Annotated in this window: 22 protein-coding genes and 1 pseudogene; 5 read left to right on the top strand and 18 right to left on the bottom strand. The window is 68.7% G+C overall.

What is annotated here, in order from left to right; all coding sequences use genetic code 11:
* Positions 1–89: 89 nt before the first annotated feature.
* The 6 genes from FV560_RS08995 to cysS form a co-directional block, all read right to left on the bottom strand.
* Positions 90–2,168, bottom strand: a complete 2,079-nt coding sequence (locus FV560_RS08995; protein WP_235020023.1) for a hypothetical protein — start codon at positions 2,166–2,168, stop codon at positions 90–92.
* Positions 2,169–2,178: 10 nt separating this feature from the next.
* Positions 2,179–3,486, bottom strand: coding sequence for an ABC transporter substrate-binding protein (locus FV560_RS08990; protein ID WP_159621198.1), 1,308 nt, complete (start codon positions 3,484–3,486; stop codon positions 2,179–2,181).
* Positions 3,487–3,598: 112 nt separating this feature from the next.
* Positions 3,599–4,597 (bottom strand): LacI family DNA-binding transcriptional regulator, encoded by a 999-nt coding sequence (locus FV560_RS08985; protein WP_159621197.1) that lies wholly within the window; start codon positions 4,595–4,597, stop codon positions 3,599–3,601.
* 14 nt (positions 4,598–4,611) lie between these two features.
* Positions 4,612–5,823, bottom strand: a complete 1,212-nt coding sequence (locus tag FV560_RS08980) for a hypothetical protein (RefSeq protein WP_159621196.1) — start codon at positions 5,821–5,823, stop codon at positions 4,612–4,614.
* Positions 5,824–5,833: 10 nt separating this feature from the next.
* Entirely contained in the window at positions 5,834–6,799 is a 966-nt protein-coding gene (gene rlmB, locus FV560_RS08975; protein WP_159621195.1) for a 23S rRNA (guanosine(2251)-2'-O)-methyltransferase RlmB, read from the bottom strand.
* Positions 6,789–8,219: a cysteine--tRNA ligase gene (cysS, locus tag FV560_RS08970; RefSeq protein WP_159621194.1), complete on the bottom strand. Its 1,431-nt coding sequence runs from the start codon at positions 8,217–8,219 to the stop codon at positions 6,789–6,791. The genes rlmB and cysS overlap by 11 nt, the downstream gene beginning before the upstream one ends.
* Positions 8,220–8,315: 96 nt before the next feature.
* On the opposite strand from cysS, the gene FV560_RS20525 reads away from it, so the two are divergent.
* Positions 8,316–9,203, top strand: a complete 888-nt coding sequence (locus tag FV560_RS20525; RefSeq protein ID WP_159621193.1) for a DNA-3-methyladenine glycosylase family protein — start codon at positions 8,316–8,318, stop codon at positions 9,201–9,203.
* Positions 9,200–9,682, top strand: a complete 483-nt coding sequence (locus FV560_RS08960; protein WP_159621192.1) for a methylated-DNA--[protein]-cysteine S-methyltransferase — start codon at positions 9,200–9,202, stop codon at positions 9,680–9,682. Before FV560_RS20525 ends, FV560_RS08960 begins: the two co-directional genes overlap by 4 nt.
* Before the next feature lie 74 nt (positions 9,683–9,756).
* Here FV560_RS08960 and FV560_RS08955 read toward each other — a convergent pair whose 3' ends face one another.
* Positions 9,757–11,559 carry an ABC transporter ATP-binding protein gene (locus FV560_RS08955; protein WP_159621191.1) on the bottom strand — a complete coding sequence of 601 codons (1,803 nt, stop codon included), beginning with the start codon at positions 11,557–11,559 and terminating at the stop codon, positions 9,757–9,759.
* Positions 11,560–11,638: 79 nt separating this feature from the next.
* Between FV560_RS08955 and FV560_RS08950 the strand changes: the two genes are divergently transcribed.
* Entirely contained in the window at positions 11,639–12,091 is a 453-nt protein-coding gene (locus tag FV560_RS08950; RefSeq protein WP_200837587.1) for a MarR family winged helix-turn-helix transcriptional regulator, read from the top strand.
* Here FV560_RS08950 and ispF read toward each other — a convergent pair.
* Genes ispF through FV560_RS08935 form a run of 3 tightly spaced genes read right to left on the bottom strand, consistent with a single transcriptional unit; the run spans position 12,088 to position 13,765 of the window.
* Complete coding sequence (gene ispF, locus FV560_RS08945) at positions 12,088–12,558, bottom strand: 2-C-methyl-D-erythritol 2,4-cyclodiphosphate synthase (protein WP_159621190.1); 471 nt, start codon at positions 12,556–12,558, stop codon at positions 12,088–12,090. The genes FV560_RS08950 and ispF overlap by 4 nt on opposite strands.
* Positions 12,558–13,274: a 2-C-methyl-D-erythritol 4-phosphate cytidylyltransferase gene (gene ispD / locus FV560_RS08940; RefSeq protein WP_159621189.1), complete on the bottom strand. Its 717-nt coding sequence runs from the start codon at positions 13,272–13,274 to the stop codon at positions 12,558–12,560. Before ispD ends, ispF begins: the two co-directional genes overlap by 1 nt.
* 8 nt (positions 13,275–13,282) lie before the next feature.
* A complete protein-coding gene (locus tag FV560_RS08935) occupies positions 13,283–13,765 on the bottom strand; it encodes a CarD family transcriptional regulator (RefSeq protein ID WP_159621188.1) in 483 nt (160 codons plus the stop codon).
* Between the two features lie 195 nt (positions 13,766–13,960).
* On the opposite strand from FV560_RS08935, the gene FV560_RS08930 reads away from it, so the two are divergent.
* The gene (locus tag FV560_RS08930) at positions 13,961–14,443 is read left to right on the top strand and encodes a hypothetical protein (protein ID WP_159621187.1); all 483 of its coding nucleotides are present in this window, start codon (positions 13,961–13,963) and stop codon (positions 14,441–14,443) included.
* A gap of 11 nt (positions 14,444–14,454) precedes the next feature.
* On the opposite strand, the gene FV560_RS08925 is transcribed toward FV560_RS08930, so the two are convergent.
* Entirely contained in the window at positions 14,455–15,147 is a 693-nt protein-coding gene (locus FV560_RS08925) for a response regulator transcription factor (protein WP_159621186.1), read from the bottom strand.
* Positions 15,144–16,346, bottom strand: a complete 1,203-nt coding sequence (locus FV560_RS08920) for a sensor histidine kinase (RefSeq protein WP_159621185.1) — start codon at positions 16,344–16,346, stop codon at positions 15,144–15,146. Before FV560_RS08920 ends, FV560_RS08925 begins: the two co-directional genes overlap by 4 nt.
* Positions 16,347–16,523: 177 nt before the next feature.
* Here FV560_RS08920 and phoU point away from each other — a divergent pair, with 177 nt between their 5' ends.
* On the top strand, positions 16,524–17,180 hold the full coding sequence (gene phoU / locus FV560_RS08915) for a phosphate signaling complex protein PhoU (protein ID WP_159621184.1): 657 nt from the start codon (positions 16,524–16,526) through the stop codon (positions 17,178–17,180).
* Positions 17,181–17,274: 94 nt separating this feature from the next.
* Here the strand turns inward: phoU and FV560_RS08910 are convergent, their stop codons facing one another.
* The 6 genes and pseudogenes from FV560_RS08910 to panC all read right to left on the bottom strand — a co-directional run.
* Positions 17,275–18,012, bottom strand: coding sequence for a phosphoglyceromutase (locus FV560_RS08910; protein ID WP_159621183.1), 738 nt, complete (start codon positions 18,010–18,012; stop codon positions 17,275–17,277).
* 32 nt (positions 18,013–18,044) lie between these two features.
* Entirely contained in the window at positions 18,045–19,052 is a 1,008-nt protein-coding gene (locus tag FV560_RS08905; protein ID WP_159621182.1) for a lactonase family protein, read from the bottom strand.
* A gap of 72 nt (positions 19,053–19,124) precedes the next feature.
* Entirely contained in the window at positions 19,125–19,454 is a 330-nt protein-coding gene (locus FV560_RS08900; protein WP_159621181.1) for a histone-like nucleoid-structuring protein Lsr2, read from the bottom strand.
* Between the two features lie 242 nt (positions 19,455–19,696).
* Positions 19,697–21,220: a lysine--tRNA ligase gene (gene lysS, locus FV560_RS08895; RefSeq protein WP_235020021.1), complete on the bottom strand. Its 1,524-nt coding sequence runs from the start codon at positions 21,218–21,220 to the stop codon at positions 19,697–19,699.
* A gap of 4 nt (positions 21,221–21,224) precedes the next feature.
* Positions 21,225–21,659, bottom strand: coding sequence for an aspartate 1-decarboxylase (gene panD / locus FV560_RS08890; protein WP_159621179.1), 435 nt, complete (start codon positions 21,657–21,659; stop codon positions 21,225–21,227).
* Positions 21,660–21,664: 5 nt separating this feature from the next.
* Positions 21,665–22,528: pseudogene (gene panC, locus FV560_RS20105) on the bottom strand (pantoate--beta-alanine ligase); the annotation flags it as partial.
* Between the last annotated feature and the right edge of the window lie 39 nt (positions 22,529–22,567).

The raw sequence follows: 22,567 nt of genomic DNA, 5'->3' as shown, positions 1-22,567 counted from the left end.
ACGGTTATCGACAGTCTAGATATGTTGCGTCGAACAACCAACCGTCGTTCTTCTGATGATGCAACGGTACATCACAGGCTAGGGCACACTCATGGGCTCGGAACCAGCCCCTCGTGCCGCACCACCCACGACCCGTTCTGCGGGAAACCCGGTGCAGACGAGCCCGTGCCGTCCACCCCATCCCAGCCGTCGGCCATGAGCGCCAGGGCGGTGAGCAGCGCCCCGTTTCCCGGAAGGTAGGCCGGCAACGAATCCGTCTGCCAGTTATGCCCGTTGGGCAGGTAGCCATTCTTCGGGCGGTCGGCCAGCAGCAGATCGACGGCGAGACCCGGCTCCCCCAAACGAGCGGCCGTCATCGCCATGGCCGGATAGTCCCAACCCCAGGTGCTCGCCCAATCCCAGTCCGCAAGCACGTCCTTGAGAGTCCGCAGCATCGTCGCCCGATCCACGTACCCGGTGTCGGGCACCACACCGAGGGCGTAGAGGTGCGAGGGGTGATCACGGCGTGTGGTCCAGGGCGGTGCACCCACCGCCGCGTAGACCCCCTCGCGCACATGCGCGGGACGTATCCAGGTGGCCACCTCGGCCCAGCGCGGGTCGGCCGGAACACCGAGATGGCCCCGCCACCGGTTCGCTACCTCCAGCCCCCAACGCCAGTAGGCCAACTCGAACGGCGGATCCCGCAGTACCTCACGCTGGTCCGCGTCGCACTCCTGCGCCGGTATCAGCGGCGGCCCGAGCGCGTACCCGTCCGTTCCGGCTTCCACGAGATCAGCCATCAGCTCGGCAGTGGCAAGGACCAGTTCACCGTGACGTTCGACCACCTTCGGCGAGCCCGCGCGGTACAGCAACTCAGCGAGGTGGATCGGGTGCGGTTGCTGCCACAGCAGGAACGGGCCGATGTTGCTCGGACTCTCACGACCGTCAGGGGCGACCTGCTTGGGCCACCGGGCGCCGGCGTAGCCCTGTGCCGAGGCGATCCCCCGCGCCGTCTCCAGCATCTGGTGATACCAGGGCATCGAGCGTTCCAGCAGGTGCGGCCTTCCCCACAGCGGGAAGTGGCCCGCATGCCAGTAGTGCATCTCCAGGTGGAAGCGCCCGCGCCAGCTGTTGACCATCAGCCCCGTCTCGGCCGGGGGCGTCGAGCCGGCGCAGTGGATCGCCGTCAGGTACTGCGAGAGGACGGCCCGCCGCTCCAACTCCCCGGCCCGCGGATCATCCGACCCGTGTAGCTCCAGGGCACCACCTGACCTCCAGAACCCCGGCCAGTGCCGTGCCGATGCGGTCAGCACACCGGACGCCGTCAAGGGCCTGCCGACCGGGGCCGCGATCGGCAGCACCTCTACCACCAGGTCGATCGTCGCGCCGGACGGAACCAGGAGGAGGCGATGCTCGGCCACCTGTCTGACGGTGAGCTCCGGTCCGTGCCAGAGGCGCAGGCGATGGTGGTCGGCGCCGTCCAGGCTGCGCACCACCTCGGTGCCGCGCGCCCGAGGGCGCAGCCGGGTGCGATGACGCTCAGGACTTTCCCAGTCCGCTCCGCCGCTCCACGCCTCGGATCCGTACGGGAGCTCCAGCTCCAGCGCCACCGCGCCCGCAGGCAGGTCGGCGACCCACCCGACGGCGTCCCGGACCGGATGGCATGCTGTGTGCACCGTGAGCGGATGGCCGGCCAGGCGCACCTGGGAGCGCGCAGTCCCGGTCCACAGGTCGAGCTGCTGGTGCCCGGCGATCTCAGCGCTGTGTGGCTGCCGGAACCCGTCGGTCAGCACCCAGCCGATCCGGTACAGGTGCAGGCGGTGCGGGTTGGACCGGAGCCAGAGCAGCGCAGGATCCAGGCCGGAGTCGTCGCGGCTCAGCGGTGGCGCGTCGACGTAGGGCACCGGGCCGCGTGCGGTGTCGTACGTACGACGGAAGGCGTCGAGGTCGGCGCCCGGCGGGCGGGGCGTCGAGTGCCAGGCCCACTGGGTGAACGTCCCGAGCAGCGTCCCGTCGGGCCCTCCAGCAGGATCAGCCACCGGATAGTGCTCGGGCAGGGTCTGCGTGCCGGTCACGTCCAGGGTGATGCAGTGCTCCCCGTTGCCCACACTCAGGGGCGAGCGGGGGTCACTGCCGTCCACCTCGATGCGGTGCCGCTCGACGAGCGCCCGCCGGTCGATCCTGCTCACTGCTGCGCTCTCAGGAGATGGCCTCCGTGACCTCGTCCACGAACTGCTCGCCCGCCTGCTCAGGGGTGATCTCGTCGAAGAGCACCGCGTCATTGAGCCGGTCCACGATCAGCGCGGTCTCGGTGGAGCCGGTCGGCCCGATCACGAAATGGCCGTCCACGAACTCGCTCACCCTCCCGATGAAGTCGAACTCGATCTGAGTGTTCTCCTCCAGCCCTGCGGACGCAAGGTGCTCGCGGATCTCAGGGTGAGACGGGATGCCCCGATCAGTGCCGATGTGATCGGCCGCTTCGGTGCTGCCGACCAGGAAGTCCACGAGCCGCGCGGCCGCCTCCGGGTGCTCGGTTCCCGAGCTGATCGTGTACAGCTGCGAGGCCTGCAGCCACATGCCTGAACCGTGCTCACCGGAATCCCCGGGAACTCGCACAGGCACGATGTCATCACCGGACGCCTCGCGTAGGGCGCCGATACTGTTCGACCAGCCGAAGCCCATGGCAGCGCGACCTTGGCCGAGCAGACTCTGCTCGGGCGCCGTCTGGGTGCTCAGCTCCGAGGTGAGGGAGGCCGAGGGTGTCCCGCCGCTGTCTCGCAGTGTGGTGGTGAGGGTGAACCAGTCAGCGATCACCTCAGCAGGTGCGGCGAGTGTTCCCTCCTCGGTATAGAGGCCCTGCCCGGTGTGCTGATAAAGGTAGGCGTCCAGCATGTCGGCCGCGGTCGGGTCCTGGGCGCCATAGGTGTCGTCGCCGGTGGCTTCGCTGATCTGCACCGCGAGGTCCGCGTAGTCCTCCCAGGTCCATGTCTCGTCATCGGGTAGCGGCACGCCGGCCTCAGCGAACAGGTCCCGGTTGATGATCGCACCGAAGGTGTTGGCACCGGTCGGCACCCCGTACTGGGTGTCGCTGAAGTAGCCGTTGGCGAGGGCACTGTCGTCGATCTCGGTGAGGTCGAGCCACTCGGAGACCTCGGCCAGATCGAGCAGCGCGCCGCGGTCGCCGTACTCGCGCGGGTAGGCCCCACCCATCGTGATGACGTCCGGAGCGTCACCGCCTGCGGTCGCGGTGGCGAGGCGGTCGAAGTAGGAGTTGAAGTCGATGAACTCGGTCTCGACGACGATGCCCGGGTTCGCTTCTTCGAACGCGTCCACGGCCGCGTTCGTGACGGCGGCACGCTCATCGTTACCCCACCAGGCGAACCGGATGGTGACGTCACCGTCGTCTCCGGTGGACTCAGCGGCACCTCCACGTGAGCATCCGGCCAGTGCAACCAGGCCGGCGAGCGCCAGCACCCCCCACACCTGTGCGTTCCTGACAGTTCTCATGTCGACTCCATCCCGGCGCTCCGATGCGCCGTGCTCGTCACTCGAGGTTTACACCGGTGTAAATGGTGACCCGCCGCAGCGGCGATGTCAAGGCCCTCACGCCGGCGATCTCTCAGCCGGTGGACTCGCGGACCACCAGTTCGGCCGGAACCTGATGCTCGGAGGCCGCCTCAGCTCGCCCCTCGATGCGATCGACGAGCAGCCGGACGGCCGTGCGTGCGATCTCCTCCCGGCCCGGATTCACCGTGGTCAATGACGGTCGCGCATACCCCGAGTCCTCGATGTCGTCGAACCCGGCCACCCGCACCTCACCGGGCACGTCCACTCCGGCGTCCCACAGCGCGCGCATCGCCCCCAGCGCCATCGCATCGTTGAGCGCCACCAGCGCGTCGAACCTCTCCCCCCGGGCCAGCAACTCGGCGACGGCGGCCCGACCGGTTTCCCTCGACCATCGTTGCGAACCGGCCGACGGGAGATCGTCCGGATCCAGCCCGGCGCGGGCGAGCGCCCCGCGCACACCGCGCACGCGCAGCGAGCCGGCACCCACCTCCGAGTCGTGCGCACCGATCAGTGCGATCCGGCGGCACCCGCGCGCGAGCAGATGCTCGGTGAGCATGGTCCCGCCCGCCTCATTCGCCATGGCCACATGGTCCACATCCGAGCGTAGTGAGCGCTCCCCCAGCAGCACCATCGGGAAGTCGACCGCCAGCGCAGCGGCGTCGGCCTCACGCAGCGCTGTCGGGGAGTAGATGAGCCCATCGGTCATACTGCGCCGCGGGCTGCGGAGCACCTCGAGCTCACCGGCTGGATCACCGGTGGTCGGCTCGATGAGCACCGTGTACCCGAGCCGGTCGGCGGCGCTCATCACCGCATCGGCAAGCTCGGCGAAGTACGGCAGCCTCAGCTCCGGTACGGCGAGTGCGAGCATGCCGGTCCGGCCCGTACTGAGGTTCCGAGCGGTGACGTTCATCTGGTAGCCCAGCTCGTCGATCGCCGCCATCACCCGGGCCCGCATCGAGGCGCTGACGTGCTCGTACTGGTTCACGACGTTCGAGACCGTCTTCAACGACACCCCGGCATGGCTCGCCACCTGGCGCATCGTCACGGCCATCGGATGCAGTCGGCTCAGCGCTCGCCGCGCACGCGCGGCCACACGGCTGCCACCACGTTGGCGACGGCGCCGCCCCAGAGCACACCCGCCGTCACCTTGCCGGCGATCGCCCACCCCTGGCGGGTGCCCGGGCGGGAGGCCCGGTGCCAGATCAGCCCGCCGATCGCGGTCTCGACGCCGGCAACGACGTACGGCGCCCAGGTGCGTACCGGCTCCTCGGCCGCATCCGCGAAGGCCGTCATCCCGGTGCGGGCGTCCTCGGCCGCCTGATGGGCACGTGTGCGCGCGTCCTCGCGGGCCTGGTGGGCGGCCCGCCGGGCATCTTCGGCCGCCACATGGGCACGCCTGCGCACCTGCTCGGACACGGTCAGTGGCTCGATGAGCTGCGCCCCCTCCACCTCCGAGGCGGTGGTCTCCCCCTCGAGGAACCGGGTGAGCTGCACGGCTTCCTCGTCCAGGCCGAGCGAGCCGAGGACGTCCGCGAACTGCACCTCGCTCAGGAGAGCGGCGCGGAGCCGGGCACGGTCGCCCGGCCACGCCTCCTCCACCTGGTCGAGGAGCAGGTCCAGGCCGAGTACCTGCTCGGCGAAAGACTCGGCAAGATGCCCGTCGGGGATCGTGGCTCGCTCCAGGCCCCACACGTGCTGCGCGCTGCTCGCACCGACCACGCAGAGCGCGGCACGCACCGTGCGCTGCTCGAGCACGACCGCCGGCAGGCGTCCCTCGCGAAGTCCCAGATCGTCGATCCCGGCGACATCTTCGACCAGCACCGCCGAGCCGCCGACCAGCGGGAGCGCGTACACGCTCATCGTGGCGTCGGTGGCCAGATCGTCGAGCTCCTCACCGGTGGCCGGCGTGAGGATCACGGCACGCTCGGTGACGCTCGCGATATCCAGATGCGGTTCGAACGGGTCCTCGTCGTCATCATCGTCACCTGCCGTCACATCACCGAAGAGGGCGCGCCCTTGGCACTCGGCGGCGAGCGCCTCGACCAGTTCGGTCAGCGGCGGCCCGGGGATGACCGAGGTCAGGGACTCGTTCAGCACGGCGACCCGCTGCTCGTCATCGGTAGCGACTGTGACAGTGACGGTGGTCGGCTCCTCCGGGTCAGCCTCCAGGATCGCGACCACCAGGGCACCGTCGAGGAAACCGGCCGCCCGCAGCACCTGCTGCTCCGGCGCCGTGATCTGTCCCTGACAACGGTGCCACGACGTCGAGGTACTCATATGTCCGAGCCTACCGATTCCGGCGCTGCGCGATCTCATACAACGCGATCCCGACGGCGGTACCCGCGTTGAGCGATTCGGTGGCCGCTGCCATCGGGATGGACACCACGAGGTCGCACGTCTCCTGGACGAGCCTGCTCAGGCCCTTCCCCTCCGACCCCAGCACCACCACCAGGGGCTCGGTCGCCAGCTCCAGATCACCGATCCGGGTCTCGCCATGACCATCCAGCCCGACGACGAAACACCCGGCCTTCTTGTAGTCCTGCAGCGCACGCACCAGGTTCGTCGCACGAGCCACCGGCACCCGCGCAGCCGCACCGGCGGAGACCTTCCACGCCGTCGCCGTCACGCCGGCGGAGCGGCGTGAGGGCACCACCAGTCCGTCCACCCCGAACGCTCCCGCCGAGCGTAATGTGGCTCCCAGGTTGCGCGGATCGGTGATCCCATCCAGCGCGACGATCAGCGGCGCATCGCCGCGCTCAGCCGCGATGTCGAGTAAATCTGCCGGATCGGCATAGGAGTAGGCGGGCACCTCCAGGGCCACGCCCTGGTGCACGGCCCGGTCGGTCATGGCATCGAGCTCCGGCTTGCGGATCTCCTTGACCGGGAGGTTCTGAGCCGCCACGGCCGCCACGATCTCCCGGGTGCGGTCGTCGGCATCGATCCCAGCCGCGAGGTACACGGCACTCACCGGGATCTGCGCGCGCAGCGCCTCCACCACCGAGTTGCGGCCGACGACCAGCTCGTGGCTCTTCGCCACCCGCTGGCCCCTCCGAGCGCCCCCGGCTGTCCTGCCGGCAGCACGCTCGGCCGCCGCCTTGCGCTTGTGCGCCGGGTGGTACGGGCGATCCTCGGCCTTCGGCGTCGGGCCCTTGCCCTCGAGCGCCTTGCGCCGGTGCCCGCCTGTTCCGACCTGCGCGCCCTTCTTCGAGCCGGGCTTACGCACGGCCCCCGGACGCTTCGAGTTACCGGCCACGGGTGCCACCCTTCACGCTCCACCGGACGCCGCCGGCAGAGTCTTCGACGACGATTCCCGCCTCCGCGAGGCGGTCCCGCAACGTATCGGCACGGGGGTAATCCTTGGCCGCACGAGCCTCGGCTCGTTCGGCGAGCACAGCCTCGACCAGAACGGACAGGGCATGGTGAGCTCCGCCGTCGTGGGCCGCCTCACCGGCCCATGGCTCGGCGAGCGGGTCCAGACCGAGCACGGACAGCATCGCCCGTACGGCGAGCACCTCGGTGGCGACAGTGGCGTCCTCACCTGAGGCGAGGGCGGTGTTGCCGCGGCGGACATGCTCGTGCACGACGGCGAGCGCTGCGGAGACGTTGAGGTCATCGTCCAGGGCGGCGCTGAACGCCTCGGGAAGCCGCGCGCTGGCGACGTCCTCGCCGGAGGCGACGCCGGCGAGCTCACCGGCTCGGGTGACGAACTGGCCGATCCGATCCCATGCAGCACCCGACTCGGCGAGCGTGTCATCGGTGAATTCCAGCGTGGAGCGGTAGTGCACAGCCCCGAGGGCGTAGCGGAGCACCACAGGGGACGTGCGTTCGAGCACGGCGTCCACTGTGAGGGAGTTCCCGAGCGACTTGCTCATCTTCTCCCCGCCTACGGTCACCCAGGCGTTGTGCATCCACAGCTCGGTGAAGTCCCAACCGGCGGCCTGCGATTGTGCGAGTTCGTTCTCGTGGTGCGGGAAGCGCAGGTCGATCCCGCCGCCGTGGATGTCGAAGCCCTCACCGAGATACTTGCGGGCCATGGCCGAGCACTCCAGGTGCCAGCCGGGCCGGCCCCGACCCCACGGGGTGGACCACGCGGCGCCGTCGGGATCGGTGGGCTTCGTGGCCTTCCAGAGCGCGAAATCGCGCGGGTCGCGCTTGTCGGAGGCCTCGTCCTCGTCGACGGAGAGATTCTCCAGCAACTGCCGGGTGAGAGCCCCGTACTTCCCCCAGGAGTGCACGTCGAAGTAGACGTTGCCCTCTGCGCCGCGGTACGCGTGACCGCGCTCGATCAGCCGGTCGATGAGCTCGATCATCTCCGGGACATGGCCGGTGGCGCGCGGCTCGTAGGTGGGCGGGAGGACCCCGAGCGCGGCGTAGGCGGCAGCGAACTCCCGCTCGAACCGGTGCGCCCAGGCCCACCACGGCACGTCCGCCTCGGCCGACTTGACGAGAATCTTGTCGTCGATGTCGGTCACGTTGCGGATCAGGGTCACCTCAAGGCCCGATCGGCGCAGCCAGCGCACCAGGATGTCGAAGGCGATCGCCGAGCGCAGGTGCCCGATGTGGGGAGCCCCCTGGACGGTCGCACCGCACAGGTAGATCCCCACATGGCCCGGTCGTCGGGGCGCGAGGTCACGAACCTCGCGAGTGGCGGAATCATGCAGGCGAACAGTCACCCGGAGAGTCTAGCGACGGGAGGTGACGTTCGCTCCCTTCGACGCGGTGCGGAGGGCGCCGGAACGGGTGTCGCACCCGGGTGACACGATGCAGGCATGCACTCGGTCGAGGTGGCACTGCCGTTCACCCCTCCCCTGGACGGGGAGGCACTCTGGGACTACCTCGCGGCGCGCACGGTCACCGGGGTGGAGACCCTCGACGGCGTCCGGTACCGCCGGGCAGTGCACCTCACCTCGGGTCCGGGGGTGCTCGAGCTCCACCGCCCCGACGGCGGCACCCACCTCCGGGGGCGGGTATACCTGAGCAGGACAACCGACCAGGCTGAGGCCGAGTCACTACTGCGACGCACGGCCGATCTGGACCGGGACCCAGCGCAGGTGCTGGACGGGCTCGGTGGTCATCCCTGGCTAGGGCCGCTGGTGCAGGCCCGGCCAGGTCTGCGAGCGCCGCAGCATCCCGGGGGTTTCGAGACAGCGCTGCGGGCGGTGCTCGCTCAGCAGGTCTCATTGACGGCGGCGCGTACCCACACTGCTCGCCTGGTGGCTGCGGTGGGCTCGCCATTGACAGACCCGGTGGGTGAGGTGACACACCTGTTCCCGACGCCGGCCCAGGTCGCCGGCATCGGCACGGGAGCCGGGCCAGAAGAGAGCGTGCTGCGAATGCCGGCCGGGCGCCGTCGGGCAGTGCATTCCCTGGCCGGTGCGGTGCTGGACGGACTGGACCTGGACAACGCAGCCGGCGCTGACGCGGCCGAAGCGGGCCTACTCGCAGTCCCCGGGATCGGACCGTGGACGGCACAGTACGTCCGGATGCGGGCCCTCGGCGATCCGGACGCGTACTGCGGGACCGACCTCGTGCTGCGGAGGGCGGCCGAGACCCTCAGCGACGGTTCCGTGGACACGCGCGGCGCGGGGTTCTCGCCGTGGCGCACCTATGCTGCCCATCATCTGTGGCGGCACGCCCAGGTGGAGGCAACGAGATGAGCTACTGGCACGATGTTCCCAGTCCGATCGGGCAGATGGTGCTGCTCGGCGATGGCGAAGCACTGACCGGACTGCTGTACCCCGGTCATACGACGGTGTCTCTCGCCGAGGGCGCGACCAGCGACCCGGGGCCGTTCCGGGAGGTGGTGCGACAGCTCGAGGAGTACTTCGCGGGCGAGCGCACCACCTTCGACGTCCCCATCCACCCGCACGGGACCGAGTTCCAGCGGCGGTGCTGGGAGGCACTGCTGACCATCCCCTACGGCCAGACACGGTCCTACGGTGAGATCGCGGCCGCCGTCGGGGAACCGGGCGCTGCCCGGGCGGTGGGGCTGGCGAACAACCGGAACCCGATCTCCATCATCGTCCCGTGCCACCGGGTGATCGGTGCGGACGGGTCGCTCACCGGGTATGGCGGCGGGATGGCGGCGAAGCGGTACCTGCTCGATCTGGAGGCGCGGGGTAGCACGCTGTTCTGACGAGCCGAGGACGTACAAAGTCGACGGCCTGGGCGCTACTCGTGCCATATCTGGCACTGCACCCACAGGGGCCGTCAGTTCGATAAGCCCACCGGCTCCCGCGCCGCGAGGGCCGCGTACCTTCCACCCTGCGCCAGCAGTTCCTCGTGCGAGCCCTGCTCGACGACGTGCCCGTGGTCGAGAACAACGATCCGGTCGGCATCGCGGACTGTGGAGAGGCGGTGGGCGATCGTCACGGTCGTGCGACCGCGGCTGACGACCTCCAGCGCCGCCTGCACCGCGCGCTCAGTCTCGTTGTCCAGGGCACTGGTGGCCTCGTCGAGCACGAGGATCCGAGGGTCCCGCAGCAAGGTCCGGGCGAGGGCGATGCGCTGCTTCTCCCCACCGGAGAAGCGGTATCCGCGAGCACCGACGACCGTGTCGTAGCCGTCCGGGAGGCCGGTGATGAGCCCGTGGATCTGGGCATCTGTGGCAGCTGCTTCGATCTGCGCATTGGTGGCGTCCGGGCGGGCGTAGCGCAGGTTCTCCCGGATGGTGTCGTGAAGCAGATAGGTCTCCTGGGAGACCACGCCGACGAGTCCGGCCACATCGGTCAGCCGCATGTCGCGCAGGTCCACACCGTCGATGGTGATCGCACCCTCGTCGGGGTCGTGCAGGCGGGCCAGGAGCGAGGCCACGGTGCTCTTGCCGGCGCCGGATTCACCCACCAGCGCCACACTGCTCCCTGCGGGAACGTCGAGCGAGAGGTGATGGACGGCGTCGGAGGCGGATTCCGGGTAGCCGAACGTGACGCCATCCAGGCGCAGGTGCCCGCTCGCCCGGGTCGGGTCGACGTGCACAGGCTCGGCCGGGTCGTCGATCGGCACTGGCAGGTCGAGGAACTCGAAGATCCGCGAGAACAGGGCCATCGAGCTGTAGACCTGCACGCCGACGTTCAGCACTCCCATCAGCGGGCGGAACAAGCCGGACTGCAGCGCCACGAACGCCACCAGGGTGCCGATCGTGATGTCCTGCCCGAATGGGAGACCCGCCATCAGGTAGAGCAGTGCCGGGATCACGCCCATCACGATCGTCATCGCTGCCATCAGCCAGCGGCCGGCCAGCTGGGAGCGCACTTCGAGCCCGAGCAGTTCGCGGGAGGTGCCGGTGAACCGGTCCGTGAGGTATCCGGTCGCGCCCAGAGTCTTGCCCAGCACCGCGCCACTGACCGAGAGCGACTCCTCGATCTGGGAGTGCAGGCCCGCCATGGTGCGCTGGCGTTCGCCGGTGATCTCCCGCCGCATCCGGGCGACCCTGCGCGTGAGCCAGATCGCCGGCGGTAGCACCAGCAGCGAGAACAGGCTCAGCTGCCAGCTCAGGGCCACCATCGCGATGATCGTCCCGATAGCGGTGGTCACGTTCGAGGCAACGGAGGTCGCAGCGTTGGTCACGACGTTCTGCATGGAGGAGATGTCGTTCGTCAGCCGCGACTGCACCTCGCCGCCTCGTGTGCGGGTGAAGAAGGCCAGCGGCTGGCGCTGCAGGTGGGCGAAGACGTTCGTGCGCAGGCCGTGCATGACGCGCTGCCCGATCGTGGTGGACAACCACGTCTGGATGACGCCGAAGACGTTCGTGATCACCGTGACGGCCACCATCAGAGCGACGAGGATCACGAGCAGGCGCAGGTCGGAGTTCGCGAGGGCATCGTCGATGGCTCGCTGGGTGAGGAACGGAGTCGCCAGCCCGACCGCAGACGTGGCCACGATGAGCGCGAGCACGATGGCGAGCCCGCGGCGGTGGGGCCGGAACAGCGCGAGCACGCGCCGTCCGGACACAGGATGCGCGGCCAGCTGCGCCTTGTCGCGAGGGTCGATGCGGGTCGGGGATTCCGGTCGCATGGGCCCCCTCCTTTCATTTGCTGAGGCTTCCAGTTAGTGAGGTTACCTCATCATGTGGGTGGCGGGGTAGAGTGGCGGCGTGAAAGGTCGCTCACACCGCCACCGCGAGCCCCCGGGCCCCGATGCCGATCTCAGCGAGTTGCTGTTGTACGCAGCCCACGGGATGCGCCGCGCCTGGGCGCATTCGCTGGAGGAGTGGGGCCTGTCCCCGCACCATGCGATGGCGCTACGGCAGGCGATGGCTGACGACGGCAGCCGCGTCTCCGATCTGGCCGGCAGGTTACGTATCGCCCCCCGATCGGCCACGGAGGTCGTGGACAGCCTGGAGGAACGCGGGCTGGTCGAACGGGTCCGCTCCGCCGAAGACAGGCGCGCCGTGCACGTCCAGGTCACCGACGCCGGACGCGACCTGGTGGCGCATATCGAACGCAGCCGCGATGAGGCTCAGCGAGCCATGTTCGAACGCCTCAGCACCAGCGAGCAGGCGGAGCTCCGGCGCATGCTGCGGACACTCATCGGGCCGGAGAGCTAGACGACAAGTGCGGTCGCGATGGCCGCCACGCCCTCATCGCGTCCGGTGAAGCCCAATCCGTCGGTGGTGGTGGCCGCGAGCGTCACCGGTGCCCCGGCAGCGTCGGAGAGCACCCGCTCCGCCTCACCGCGAACGGGGCCGAGCTTGGGCCGGTTCCCGATCACCTGCACCGCGATGTTGCCGATCTCGAAGCCGGCCGCCCGGACTCGTGCGGCCGCCTCGGCCAGCAGTGTCACCCCTGCTGCCCCCGCCCAGCGGGGATCGCTGGTGCCGAACTGCTGCCCCAGATCTCCCAGGCCGGCAGCACTGAAGAGCGCGTCTGCCGCGGCGTGGGCTGCGACGTCACCGTCGGAATGCCCGTCGAGTGCCGGTTCGTCCGGGAACGACAGCCCGGCCACAGACAGGCCTGTACGCCCGTCGGTCGCGAAAGCATGGACGTCGACGCCGATCCCGGTTCGCGGCAGCATCACAGCGCACCATCGCTCTCCGAGAGAAAGATCTCGGCGATCGCGAGATCGTGCGGTGTGGTGATCTTCAACGCAGCCGCCTCCCCGTCCACAAGGTGCACGGGCAGGCCGAGGGCCTCCACCAGTCCGGCATCGTCACTGACTGCGGTCACTTCGTCCCGAGCGCGCGCAGCCCCGGCTTCGTGCGCACGGCGAAGGACGGCGGCACGGAAGGCCTGCGGGGTCTGCACGGCTCGCAGCCGCGACCGCTCCAAAGTGCGCGCCGCCACGGGCGGATCGCCCGGACCGATCTCCTTGACCGTATCCACGACGGGAACCGACGGAATCGCAGCATCGATCCCGGACCGCACGGCGGCGACCAGCCGTCGCACCAGGTCGGCGGACGCCAGCGGGCGGGCCGCGTCATGGACGAGAATGACCTCCACGGCCGAGTTCAGTGTCGCGATGCCCGCGGCCACCGATGCCTGGCGCGAGACTCCGCCGGCGACGATGCGGACCGGGAGGTCACACGCGCTCGTCGTGGCACCGTGTACCTGATCGAGGAAGCCTGCCGGCGCCGTCACAACGATCTCGTCAATGACTCCGGACGCCGCCAGCCGGCTGGCGGCGTGCGCCACCAGCGGCCGGCCTCGCAACGGGACCAGCGCCTTCGGGAGATCGGCTCCGAACCGCTGGCCGGAACCGGCCGCCGTCAGCACGACCCCGACGCGAGGCACGGTGACGCTCAGGAGGCGAGAACCTCGTCCAGCAGCGCCTCGGCCTTCTCCTCTTCCGTGTGCTCGGCAAGTGCGAGCTCGGAGACGAGGATCTGCCGGGCACGGGCCAGCATCCGCTTCTCACCAGCGGAGAGACCGCGATCGGCGTCGCGGCGGGACAGGTCGCGGACGACCTCTGCCACCTTGATCACGTCACCGGAGGCGATCTTCTCCACGTTCGCCTTGTAGCGCCGGGACCAGTTGGTGGGCTCTTCGGTGTAGGGCGCTCGCAGCACTTCGAAGACCTTCTCCAGGCCTTCCTTGCCGACAACATCGCGAACACCGACCAGATCGACGTTCTCTGCCGGGACTTCGATGGTGAGGTCTCCCTGGGCCACTTTCAGGCGCAGGTAGAGCTTCTCCTCCCCCCGGATAATGCGTTTGGAGATCTCCTCGATGAGGGCCGCTCCATGGTGCGGGTAGACGACGGTCTCGCCGACTGTGAAGGTCATGTGCTCGCACTCCCCTTTCGCAGATACCGAGTTTAGCATGGGAAAGGTCTGCCTCACCTACGTCCCGCTGATGTTTGCGCAGGTCAGTGGCGTCGGACACATCGAACAAGATGTGCAGGAGCGGTGAAGACGCTCCGCCGGTGGCGCAGGCATTAAGGTTGGGGCGTACGCCCGCACCGTGGAGAGGAGAGCCCTGTGGCTCGCAGCACCCGTCGTCTCGTGGCCGCCCTGACGCTGGCCGCAGCCACAGCCGTCGGTGTCGGCGCGTGCAGCCCGATCACGACCATGCAGTCCTACGCGCCCAGTGACGGCGTCCAGGGAGAGCTCGAGGGCGGAAACGTCCGGGTCCTGGTGGAGAACCTCATGGTGCTCAGCGCTGAGGAGGGTGCCCCGGGCACCGTGCTCGGGGCCTTGGTCAACCGTGGTGCGGAGCCGGTCGAGGTGACCCTCAGCAACGCCGAGGTCACCGGAGGGATCCAGCTCACGGTCGAGGCCGATTCGACCCTGCTACTGAGCCCCGACCACGAGGACGTGGTCTTCCCGGCCGTTCCGGTAGCCCCGGGGGCGGTGCTGGAGCTTCAGGTCTCCACTGAGCAGACCGGCTCGATCACCCTTCCGGTTCCGGTGCTCAACGGAGACATCCCCCCGTACGGGGAGTACCTGCCCAGCAGCGAGTGACGCCGGAGCGCTCAGCGCTCGGCGACCAGTTTGTAGCCCAGCCCCCGCACAGTCACCAGCACCTGCGGGTGCACCGGGTCCTCCTCGATCTTGGCCCTGATCCGCTTGACGTGGACGTCGAGGGTCTTGGTGTCACCGACGTAGTCGGCACCCCACACGCGGTCGATCAGCTGACCACGGGTGAGCACCCGGTCCGGGTTGCGCAGGAAGAGCTCCAACAGCTCGAACTCCCGTAGCGGAAGCGCCATCGGGTCTCCACCGACGGTGACCTCGTGCCGGTCGGTGTCCATCCGGATCCGCCCGACGGACAGGACGGCGGGCTCGGCCGGCTCGGCCCCGCCGTCGGATCCGCGCCGCAGCACCGCCCGGATCCGGGCGAGGAGCTCCCGGAAGGAGTAAGGCTTGGTGACGTAGTCGTCCGCGCCGATCTCGAGCCCCACGACCTTATCGATCTCACCGTCCTTGGCGGTCAGCATGATCACCGGCACGGAGCTGCGCTGACGAAGCTCGCGGCACACCTCGACCCCGGAGAGTCCGGGAAGCATCAGGTCCAGCAGCACCAGATCCACGGCGACCCTGTCGAACTCCACCAGGGCATCGGATCCGGTCGCGACGGCGACAACCTCGAAACCCTCCCGGGTCAGTTGGTAGGTCAGCGGCTCCCGGTAGGAGTCTTCGTCCTCGACGAGCAGGATGCGGGTCACTGTGTCTCTCCTTCTGCACCCTCATGCGGCGCACCGGTCGTTGCCTGCGGATCCTTCTCACCCTCCGACGCCTCCACGGAGGGAATGCGAAGCGTGAAGGTCGATCCCCGCCCGGGGGTCGACCAGACCCTCACTTCGCCGCCGTGATTGGCGGCCACGTGCTTGACGATCGAAAGGCCCAGTCCCGTACCCCCGGTCTCGCGGGAGCGGGCCGGGTCCACACGGTAGAACCGTTCGAAGACGCGGCTGGCGTCCTCGGCGGACAGACCCACGCCCTGGTCCACGACGGCGATCTCGGCAATGCCTTCCACCTCACGCATGCCGACACTCACCCGGGTCCCGGTCGGGGAGTATCTCAGGGCGTTGTCCAGGAGGTTGCGCAGGGCAGTCACGAGCAACGCATGGTCGCCCTGGACGTACAGGCCCTTCTGGCCACCGACGACGATGGTCACATCCCGCGCTTGCGCCTCCACGGTGATCCGGTCGATCGCCTCGGCGACGACGGCCTCGAGCGGGACCTCGACGAAGTCGACCTCGTGTTCGGGCGCCTGGAGCCGGGAGAGTTCGATGATCTCCTGCACCAGTGCCGACAAGCGCGCAGTCTCACGCTGCATCCCGGCAGCGAACCGCCGGACGGCCTCCGGATCGTCAGCCGCGTCGGCCGCCGTCTCCGCGAGCAGTGCGATCGCGCCCACAGGAGTCTTCAGCTCGTGGGAGACGTTCGCGACGAAGTCGCGACGCACCTCCTCGACCCGCCGCTCGGCCGTCCTATCCTCAGCCAGCACCAGCACGCGGCCGCCTGTCAGCGGCGCCACCCGCACGTCGAATGCCAGCCGGTCCGAGCCCGGCACCTGCGAGCGGGGAATGATCATCTGCTCGTCCCTGCTGGATCCACCGGTGCGCACCCGCTCGACGAGCTCCTCCAGTGGTGCGTGCGCGAGCCGCCCGCCGCGCACCAAACCGTCGGTATAGGCAGCCGGAGCGGCTCGCAACACTTCGCCTGAGGGACCGACCAGAACCGAGAGCGAGCGCAGCGCGGCTAGCAGGGCCGCGACGTCGTCATCGAGCACGTCACCCTCCGGTTCTCTCGCGGCTGGACCGTGCTGGCTGCGTTCGGACACGCGAAAGGCGAGCGCGGCGCTCGCCCCGACGAACAGGCCGAGCACGCCGACGCCGACGATCAGCCATGCTTGGTCCACAGCGGCCAGACTAGACGCAGCCGGGAAGCCGGTCCGCACCGGCGATGTCCGGGCGGGGCGATGTTCACCTTCTCGGCACCAGGTATTCACCCGGTCGTGAGACTGTATGGGGTGCGCGTGTAGTGGAATGGACGCTGCACGTGCCCGGACGGGCGCAGGACGAGAGGACGGACGACGGTGCGAGCGATCTTCGAGCAGGAACTGGAACAGGTCGGTGAGGGGCTGCTGCAGATGGCCCGGCACGTCCAGGCCGGGGTCCGCGATGCCTCCACGGCGCTGGCATCCGCCGACCTTCAGCTAGCCGAACAGGTCATCGCCGCCGATGACGCGATCGATGCCATCGAGGCCGAGCTCGACGAACGCTGCGTGACCTTGCTCGCCCGGCAGCAGCCGGTGGCCACGGACTTGCGCGTCATCGTCTCCGGGCTGCGGATCAGCGCCTCAATCGAGCGGATGGGCGACCTCGCTCGCCACATCGCCCAGGTGACGCGGATGCGCTACCCGGAGCAGGCGATCCCCGAGCAGGCGCAGGAGACGTTCGCTGCCCTCGCCGAGGCAGCGAACCGGGCCGCCACCAACGTCGTGGCCCTGCTCGAGAGTCACGACCTCGAGTTGGCTGCCGCGATCGAGACCGACGACGAGCAGCTCGACGAGCTGCACCAGCGCACCTTCACGACCACGCTGGCCTCAGACTGGCAGGGCACGACCACCGAGACGGTGGACGTCACGCTGCTGGCTCGCTTCTACGAGCGCTTCGGTGACCACGCCGTCTCGGTCGCCCAGCGCATCTCCTATCTCGTGACAGGCGATCTGGACGGCGTGTCCTCAGACTGACAAGCCCGGCTGAACACGCTCCGCAAGAACGACGACGGCGCCCACCTCGCGGGAGGTGGGCGCCGTCGTCGTTGTGTGCGTGCTGAAGGCGCCGTCAGCGTCCCTGATTGGCCACGGCAGCGATGGCTTCCTTGGCCGCTTCCGGGTCGAGGTAGCGGCCGCCCGGGTTCAGGGGGCGCAGTTCCTCGTCGAGTTCATAGAGCAGCGGGATACCGGTGGGGACGTTCAGACCGGCGATCGTCTCATCGTCGATTCCGTCGAGGTGCTTGATGATGGCCCGCAGCGAGTTGCCGTGCGCAGCCACGAGAACCACCTTGCCCTCCTTCAGGTCGGGCACCACCTCGGACTCCCAGTACGGCAGGGCGCGCGCGAGCACGTCCTTGAGGCACTCGGTGTCCGGGATCGGCTCGCCGGCATACCTCGGGTCAGCGTCCTGGGAGTACTCGGACCCGTGCTCGATGGCCGGCGGCGGCACGTCGTAGGAGCGGCGCCACGTCATGAACTGCTCCTCACCGAACTCGTCGCGGATCTGCTTCTTGTCCTTGCCCTGCAAGGCCCCGTAGTGGCGCTCGTTCAGGCGCCAGGAGCGCTTGACTGGGATCCAGTGGCGGTCGGCGGCGTCGAGGGAGAGGTTCGCGGTCGTGATCGCCCGGCGAAGCAGCGAGGTGTGCAGCACATCGGGCAGCACGCCGGCGTCGGTGAGCAGCCGCCCTCCGCGCTGAGCCTCCTCGATGCCCTTCTCGGAGAGGGGCACGTCGACCCAGCCGGTGAACAGGTTCTTGGCGTTCCATTCGCTCTCGCCATGGCGGAGCAGTACCAGGGTGTAGGTCATGGCTCCAGTCTGCCGTACCTACACCCGTGCCGTCACAGCGGGAGGACGCACATCGGACCAGCCAGCTCCACGTCGGCCACGATCTCCGCGGGGATACCGTCGATCAGTGGGTGGACCGCCACCCGGTCGGCGTGCTGGCCAGCCACGATCACCGCGTCATCGGTGACGGCATGATGACGCGGCCAAGCGGCCGTGGATACCTCCGCGACACGGCGCACCGATGTCCCATCAGCATCAATCTCCAGGGTTGAGAGCGTGTCGGTGCCCCGCACGCCGACGTAGAGGAAGGAACCGCGACGTTCGATGTGGGAGAGCTGGTGCTCGCCCTCAACACCGGAGGCCGACTCCTGGTGCAGCACCTGGCCCTGCCCGGTCCCTTCGTCCCAGGACAGGGTGAGGACCTCACCACTGAGCTCACCGGCCACATAGAGGTAGCCGGGCCGGCTGTCGAGGTGTCGGGGTCCACAGCCGGCGGGCAACTCGGTCAGGACGGGTGGCTCGACGGGGCGGCCGTTCTCGAGCGGGTAGGCACGGAGGTGATCGGTTCCCAGATCGGCGACGAGCAGCCAGCCACCGCCTTCGCTGAGCGCGCAGAAGTGTGCGTGGGGGCCATCCTGCCGATTCGACACCGGGCCGCCGCCCTGGTGCGGCAGCAGGACGACCTCGTCCGTGACGTCCCCGGCCTCGTCGAGCCGGACCGCGCATGCAACCCCGTTGCCGTAGTTCGCCACATAGAGCCACTGACCCCACGGGTGCACAAGCACATGGCAGGGCGAGGGGCCACCGGTCGCGACCCGCGCCGTCCGTCGCAGTGAGCAGTCGGCGCTCATGTCGAAGGACGCCACGGTGCCGTCCGCTCCTTCGCCGACGGCGTAGACCCGCTCGGCCGAGGGATGGATCGCGAGGTAGGTCGGGGCAGGCGTCTCGACGACGAGCTCCGGGACCGCCTGGGACCAACTCGACGGGTCTGCGACGGTCACGCGCCAGATCCCCTGGCCAGGACCTGTTCCATGGGTGCCGAGGAGATGATTCACGCTCATGATGGCCTCGATGCAGTCATGGCACCCCACCATACGCACAGTGGGATGCCATGACGTGCAGTGAGATGCGGGTCAGTGCGCCTTGGCGTACGCCTCGCGGATCTCGGCCGAAACCCGGCCACGGTCGCTCACCTGGTAGCCGTTCGCCTTGGCCCATTCACGGATCTTCTGGGCATCGGAACCACCCGAGCGCGATCCGCCGGCCTTCCGTCCGGAGACCTTCCGTCCACCCGAGCGACGGGCGGGGCCGACCCACGGCGCCAGATCATCACGCAGCTTCGCTGCATTCTTGGCATTGAGGTCGATCTCGTAGGTCACCCCATCGAGAGCGAACGTGACCGTCTCTTCGGCGTCCGAACCATCGATGTCATCGATGAGGAGCACGCGAACCTTCTGTGCCATGTCTACATTCCTTTCGAACGCACGATATTCACCTTTCCCTGAAAGAATCGCACGACGATGGCATTGATGTCAAAGAGTTTCCGGGCGGGAATCCCTTGACTCCCGGTCGGCTCGTTCCTGCTCGAGCCGTACCTGCGCCCGTCGCTCTCTTCGATCCGCCTGCACGATCGCCCGAATGACGATCGTGAACAGCACTGCGAGCCCGAGGGAAGGCGCAATAGCCGCGACAAGATCACCGGCGGTCATGATCGCGGCTTGACCAGCGGGAAGGTAATTGTCTCACGTATACCGTGACCCGTCAGAGCCATCAGGAGCCGATCGATCCCCATTCCCATACCGCCCGACGGAGGCATTCCGTGCTCCATCGCCTGCAGGAACTCCTCGTCCACCTGCATGGCCTCGGCATCGCCACGGGCAGCCAACCGGGCCTGCTGTTCGAACCGTTCCCGCTGCACCACGGGGTCGACCAGTTCGGAGTAGGCCGTGGCGAGCTCGAATCCGCGCACGTAGAGGTCCCATTTCTCCACGACGCCCTCCTGCGAGCGGTGCGCGCGCGTCAGCGGAGAGGTATCGACCGGAAAGTCACGCACGAACGTCGGCGCATACAGATCGTCGCCGACAAAGTGCTCCCAGAGCTCTTCGACGACCTTGCCCGGGGTGGCGGTCTTCTCGTCGAGGGAGATGTCGGCTCGCTTCGCCAATGTGAGCAGATCGGCCAGCGGTGTGTGCGGGGTGATCTCCTCGCCGCAAGCCGCCGAGAGCGAGGGGTAGAGCTGGATGTCTTTCCACTCCCCCCCGAGATCGTACTCACGACCGTCGGGCAAGGTCACGACCGTCGTTCCGAGGGCGTCCCGGGCGGCGGTGACGACGAGATCCTGGGTCAAGGCGGCCATGGTGTTGTAATCGCCATAGGCCTCATATGCCTCGAGCATCGCAAACTCGGGCGAATGTGAAGAATCGGCACCCTCATTGCGGAAGTTCCGATTGATCTCGAAGACCCGCTCCACTCCACCGACCACGGCTCGCTTGAGGAACAGTTCCGGTGCGATCCGCAGGTACAGATCGATGTCGTAAGCGTTCATGTGCGTGACGAATGGGCGCGCACTGGCCCCTCCGTGCATCGTCTGCAGCATCGGAGTCTCGATCTCGAGGAAGTCCCGCTGATGAAAGGACTCCCGCAACGATCGCATCACGGCCGCCCGGGTGCGCACCATCTCGCGCGCCGCTGGTCGGGCGATCAGATCGACGTGACGGCGCCGCACGCGATTCTCCTCCGAGCTCTCCTTGTGCAGCGCCGGCAGCGGCCGGATCGCCTTGGCGGCAAGCCGCCAGTCATCGGCGAAGACCGAGAGCTCCCCCGTGCGGGAGACGATCACGCGTCCGTGAGCGAACAGGTGATCACCGAGATCGACATCGGCCTTGAACGCGGCCAGGGAGTCGGCCCCAACCTCGCGCTGGGAGAGCATCACCTGCAGGGTGCGGCCCTCACCGTCCTGCAAGGTCGCAAAGCACAGTTTCCCGGTGTTGCGCTGGAAGACCACGCGCCCGGCGACGCCGACCAGGTCCTGCGTCTCATCGCCGGCTTCCAGCGTGCCGTCATAGGCGTCGCGGATCGCCGCGATCGTGTGGGTGACCGGCACCGAGACGGGGTAGGCCTGACCCCCCTCGTCGAGGATCCGTGCCCGCTTCTCCAGCCGCACCCGCACCTGCTCGGGGACGTCGATGTCCGGTGCCGGGGGCTGCTGGGGCGAGTTCTCGGTGTTCACCCGGTCATCGTAACGACGTGCTCGAGTGCCACGGGACGGCTGCCGTGGCCAGACCGCTACCCGGGCCGACCGCTCCCGGATCATGACCGAGGCTGCGGATCTTGTTCTGCGCATCCACGTGCACCACCGGAGGGGCATAGGTGCGGGCCTCGGCATCGGGCATCAGGCCGTAGGCGATGATGATCACCAGGTCGCCAGGGTGCACGAGGTGCGCGGCCGCGCCATTGATGCAGATCTGCCCGGCCCCACGCTCACCCGCGATCACATAGGTCGTCAGGCGGGATCCGTTCGTGATGTCGACCACGTCCACCTGGTGGCCCTCGGGCAGGTCGGCAGCCTCAAGCAGGTCGGCGTCGACCGTGATCGATCCCACATAGTTCAGATCGGCCTGCGTCACCGTGGCGCGGTGGATCTTGCCCACCATCATCGGCCTCAGCATCCCGGTCATCGTGCCTCTTCCTGCAGTGGCCAGGAGACCACCGCGTTGTCGATCAGACGCGTCGCGCCCACCCGGGCCGCCACGACCAGCAGGGCCCTGCTCGGCGATCGCCCGCCGGGGTGGCGCTCACCCCACGCGGTCATCGTGTGCTCGTCCACGAGTTCCAGGTACGAGGGGCGAACCAGGTCCCGGTCCCGTTCGTCCAGTATGCGCTGAGCGGCCGCGAGCACGTCGTCCACGGTACCCCCGTCGGCCGCGGCCTGCGCACCGGCGGCCACCGCCTGTGAGAGCACCAGTGCCGCAGTGCGTTCCGCCTCGTCCAGGTAGGCGTTGCGACTGGACATGGCCAGTCCATCCGGCTCGCGCACGATCGGAACTGCCTCGATCCGCACCGGGATGTTCTGGTCGGAGACCATCCGCCGTACCAGTGCCAGCTGCTGGGCATCCTTCTGCCCGAACATCGCGATGTCCGCCCGGGTCAGGTGCAGCAGCTTGGCCACCACGGTGAGCATGCCGTCGAAGTGGCCCGGGCGGTCGGCCCCCTCCAGCACCTCCCCCATGTGTCCGGCCGTCATCGTGACCTGAGGTGCGCCGTCGGGGTACATCTCGGACTCCGGAGGGGCGAAGACCAGGTCCACTCCCTCCCGGCCCAGCGCCTCGACATCGGCGTCGAGGGTGCGCGGGTAGGCGGCCAGGTCCTCACCCGCACCGAACTGCAACGGGTTCACGAAGATGGTCACGATCACGCGGGGGGCGAGCGTTCGCGCCACCCGCACCAGCTCCAGGTGCCCCTCATGGAGGGCACCCATCGTCATCACGACGGCGACCGGCTCGTTCCACGATTCCCGTCGCTGCCGTAGCTGCGCCACTGTCCTGACGACCTCGGGTCCGCCGCTCTCCACCTCGTG

Origin of the sequence: Ruania rhizosphaerae, assembly GCF_009805705.1 — a bacterium.
Classification (GTDB): domain Bacteria; phylum Actinomycetota; class Actinomycetes; order Actinomycetales; family Beutenbergiaceae; genus Ruania; species Ruania rhizosphaerae.
Note: the sequence above shows the minus strand (reverse complement) of the source record. Positions and strands in the feature narration are given on the sequence as shown.

Excerpts from the sequence above, each read along its gene's own strand:
- FV560_RS08905 (WP_159621182.1), bottom strand. The coding sequence starts at position 19,052 with ATGAGCGTGAATCATCTCCTCGGCACCCATGGAACAGGTCCTGGCCAG.
- FV560_RS08935 (WP_159621188.1), bottom strand. The coding sequence starts at position 13,765 with ATGACCTTCACAGTCGGCGAGACCGTCGTCTACCCGCACCATGGAGCG.
- panD (WP_159621179.1), bottom strand. The coding sequence starts at position 21,659 with ATGCTGAGGCCGATGATGGTGGGCAAGATCCACCGCGCCACGGTGACG.
- FV560_RS08955 (WP_159621191.1), bottom strand. The coding sequence starts at position 11,559 with ATGCGACCGGAATCCCCGACCCGCATCGACCCTCGCGACAAGGCGCAG.
- FV560_RS08985 (WP_159621197.1), bottom strand. The coding sequence starts at position 4,597 with ATGGCCGTGACGATGCGCCAGGTGGCGAGCCATGCCGGGGTGTCGTTG.
- FV560_RS08990 (WP_159621198.1), bottom strand. The coding sequence starts at position 3,486 with ATGAGAACTGTCAGGAACGCACAGGTGTGGGGGGTGCTGGCGCTCGCC.
- ispF (WP_159621190.1), bottom strand. The coding sequence starts at position 12,558 with ATGCTGCCGCGAACCGGGATCGGCGTCGACGTCCATGCTTTCGCGACC.
- FV560_RS20525 (WP_159621193.1), top strand. The coding sequence starts at position 8,316 with ATGCACTCGGTCGAGGTGGCACTGCCGTTCACCCCTCCCCTGGACGGG.
- FV560_RS08910 (WP_159621183.1), bottom strand. The coding sequence starts at position 18,012 with ATGACCTACACCCTGGTACTGCTCCGCCATGGCGAGAGCGAATGGAAC.
- FV560_RS08980 (WP_159621196.1), bottom strand. The coding sequence starts at position 5,823 with ATGAGTACCTCGACGTCGTGGCACCGTTGTCAGGGACAGATCACGGCG.
- FV560_RS08900 (WP_159621181.1), bottom strand. The coding sequence starts at position 19,454 with ATGGCACAGAAGGTTCGCGTGCTCCTCATCGATGACATCGATGGTTCG.
- FV560_RS08960 (WP_159621192.1), top strand. The coding sequence starts at position 9,200 with ATGAGCTACTGGCACGATGTTCCCAGTCCGATCGGGCAGATGGTGCTG.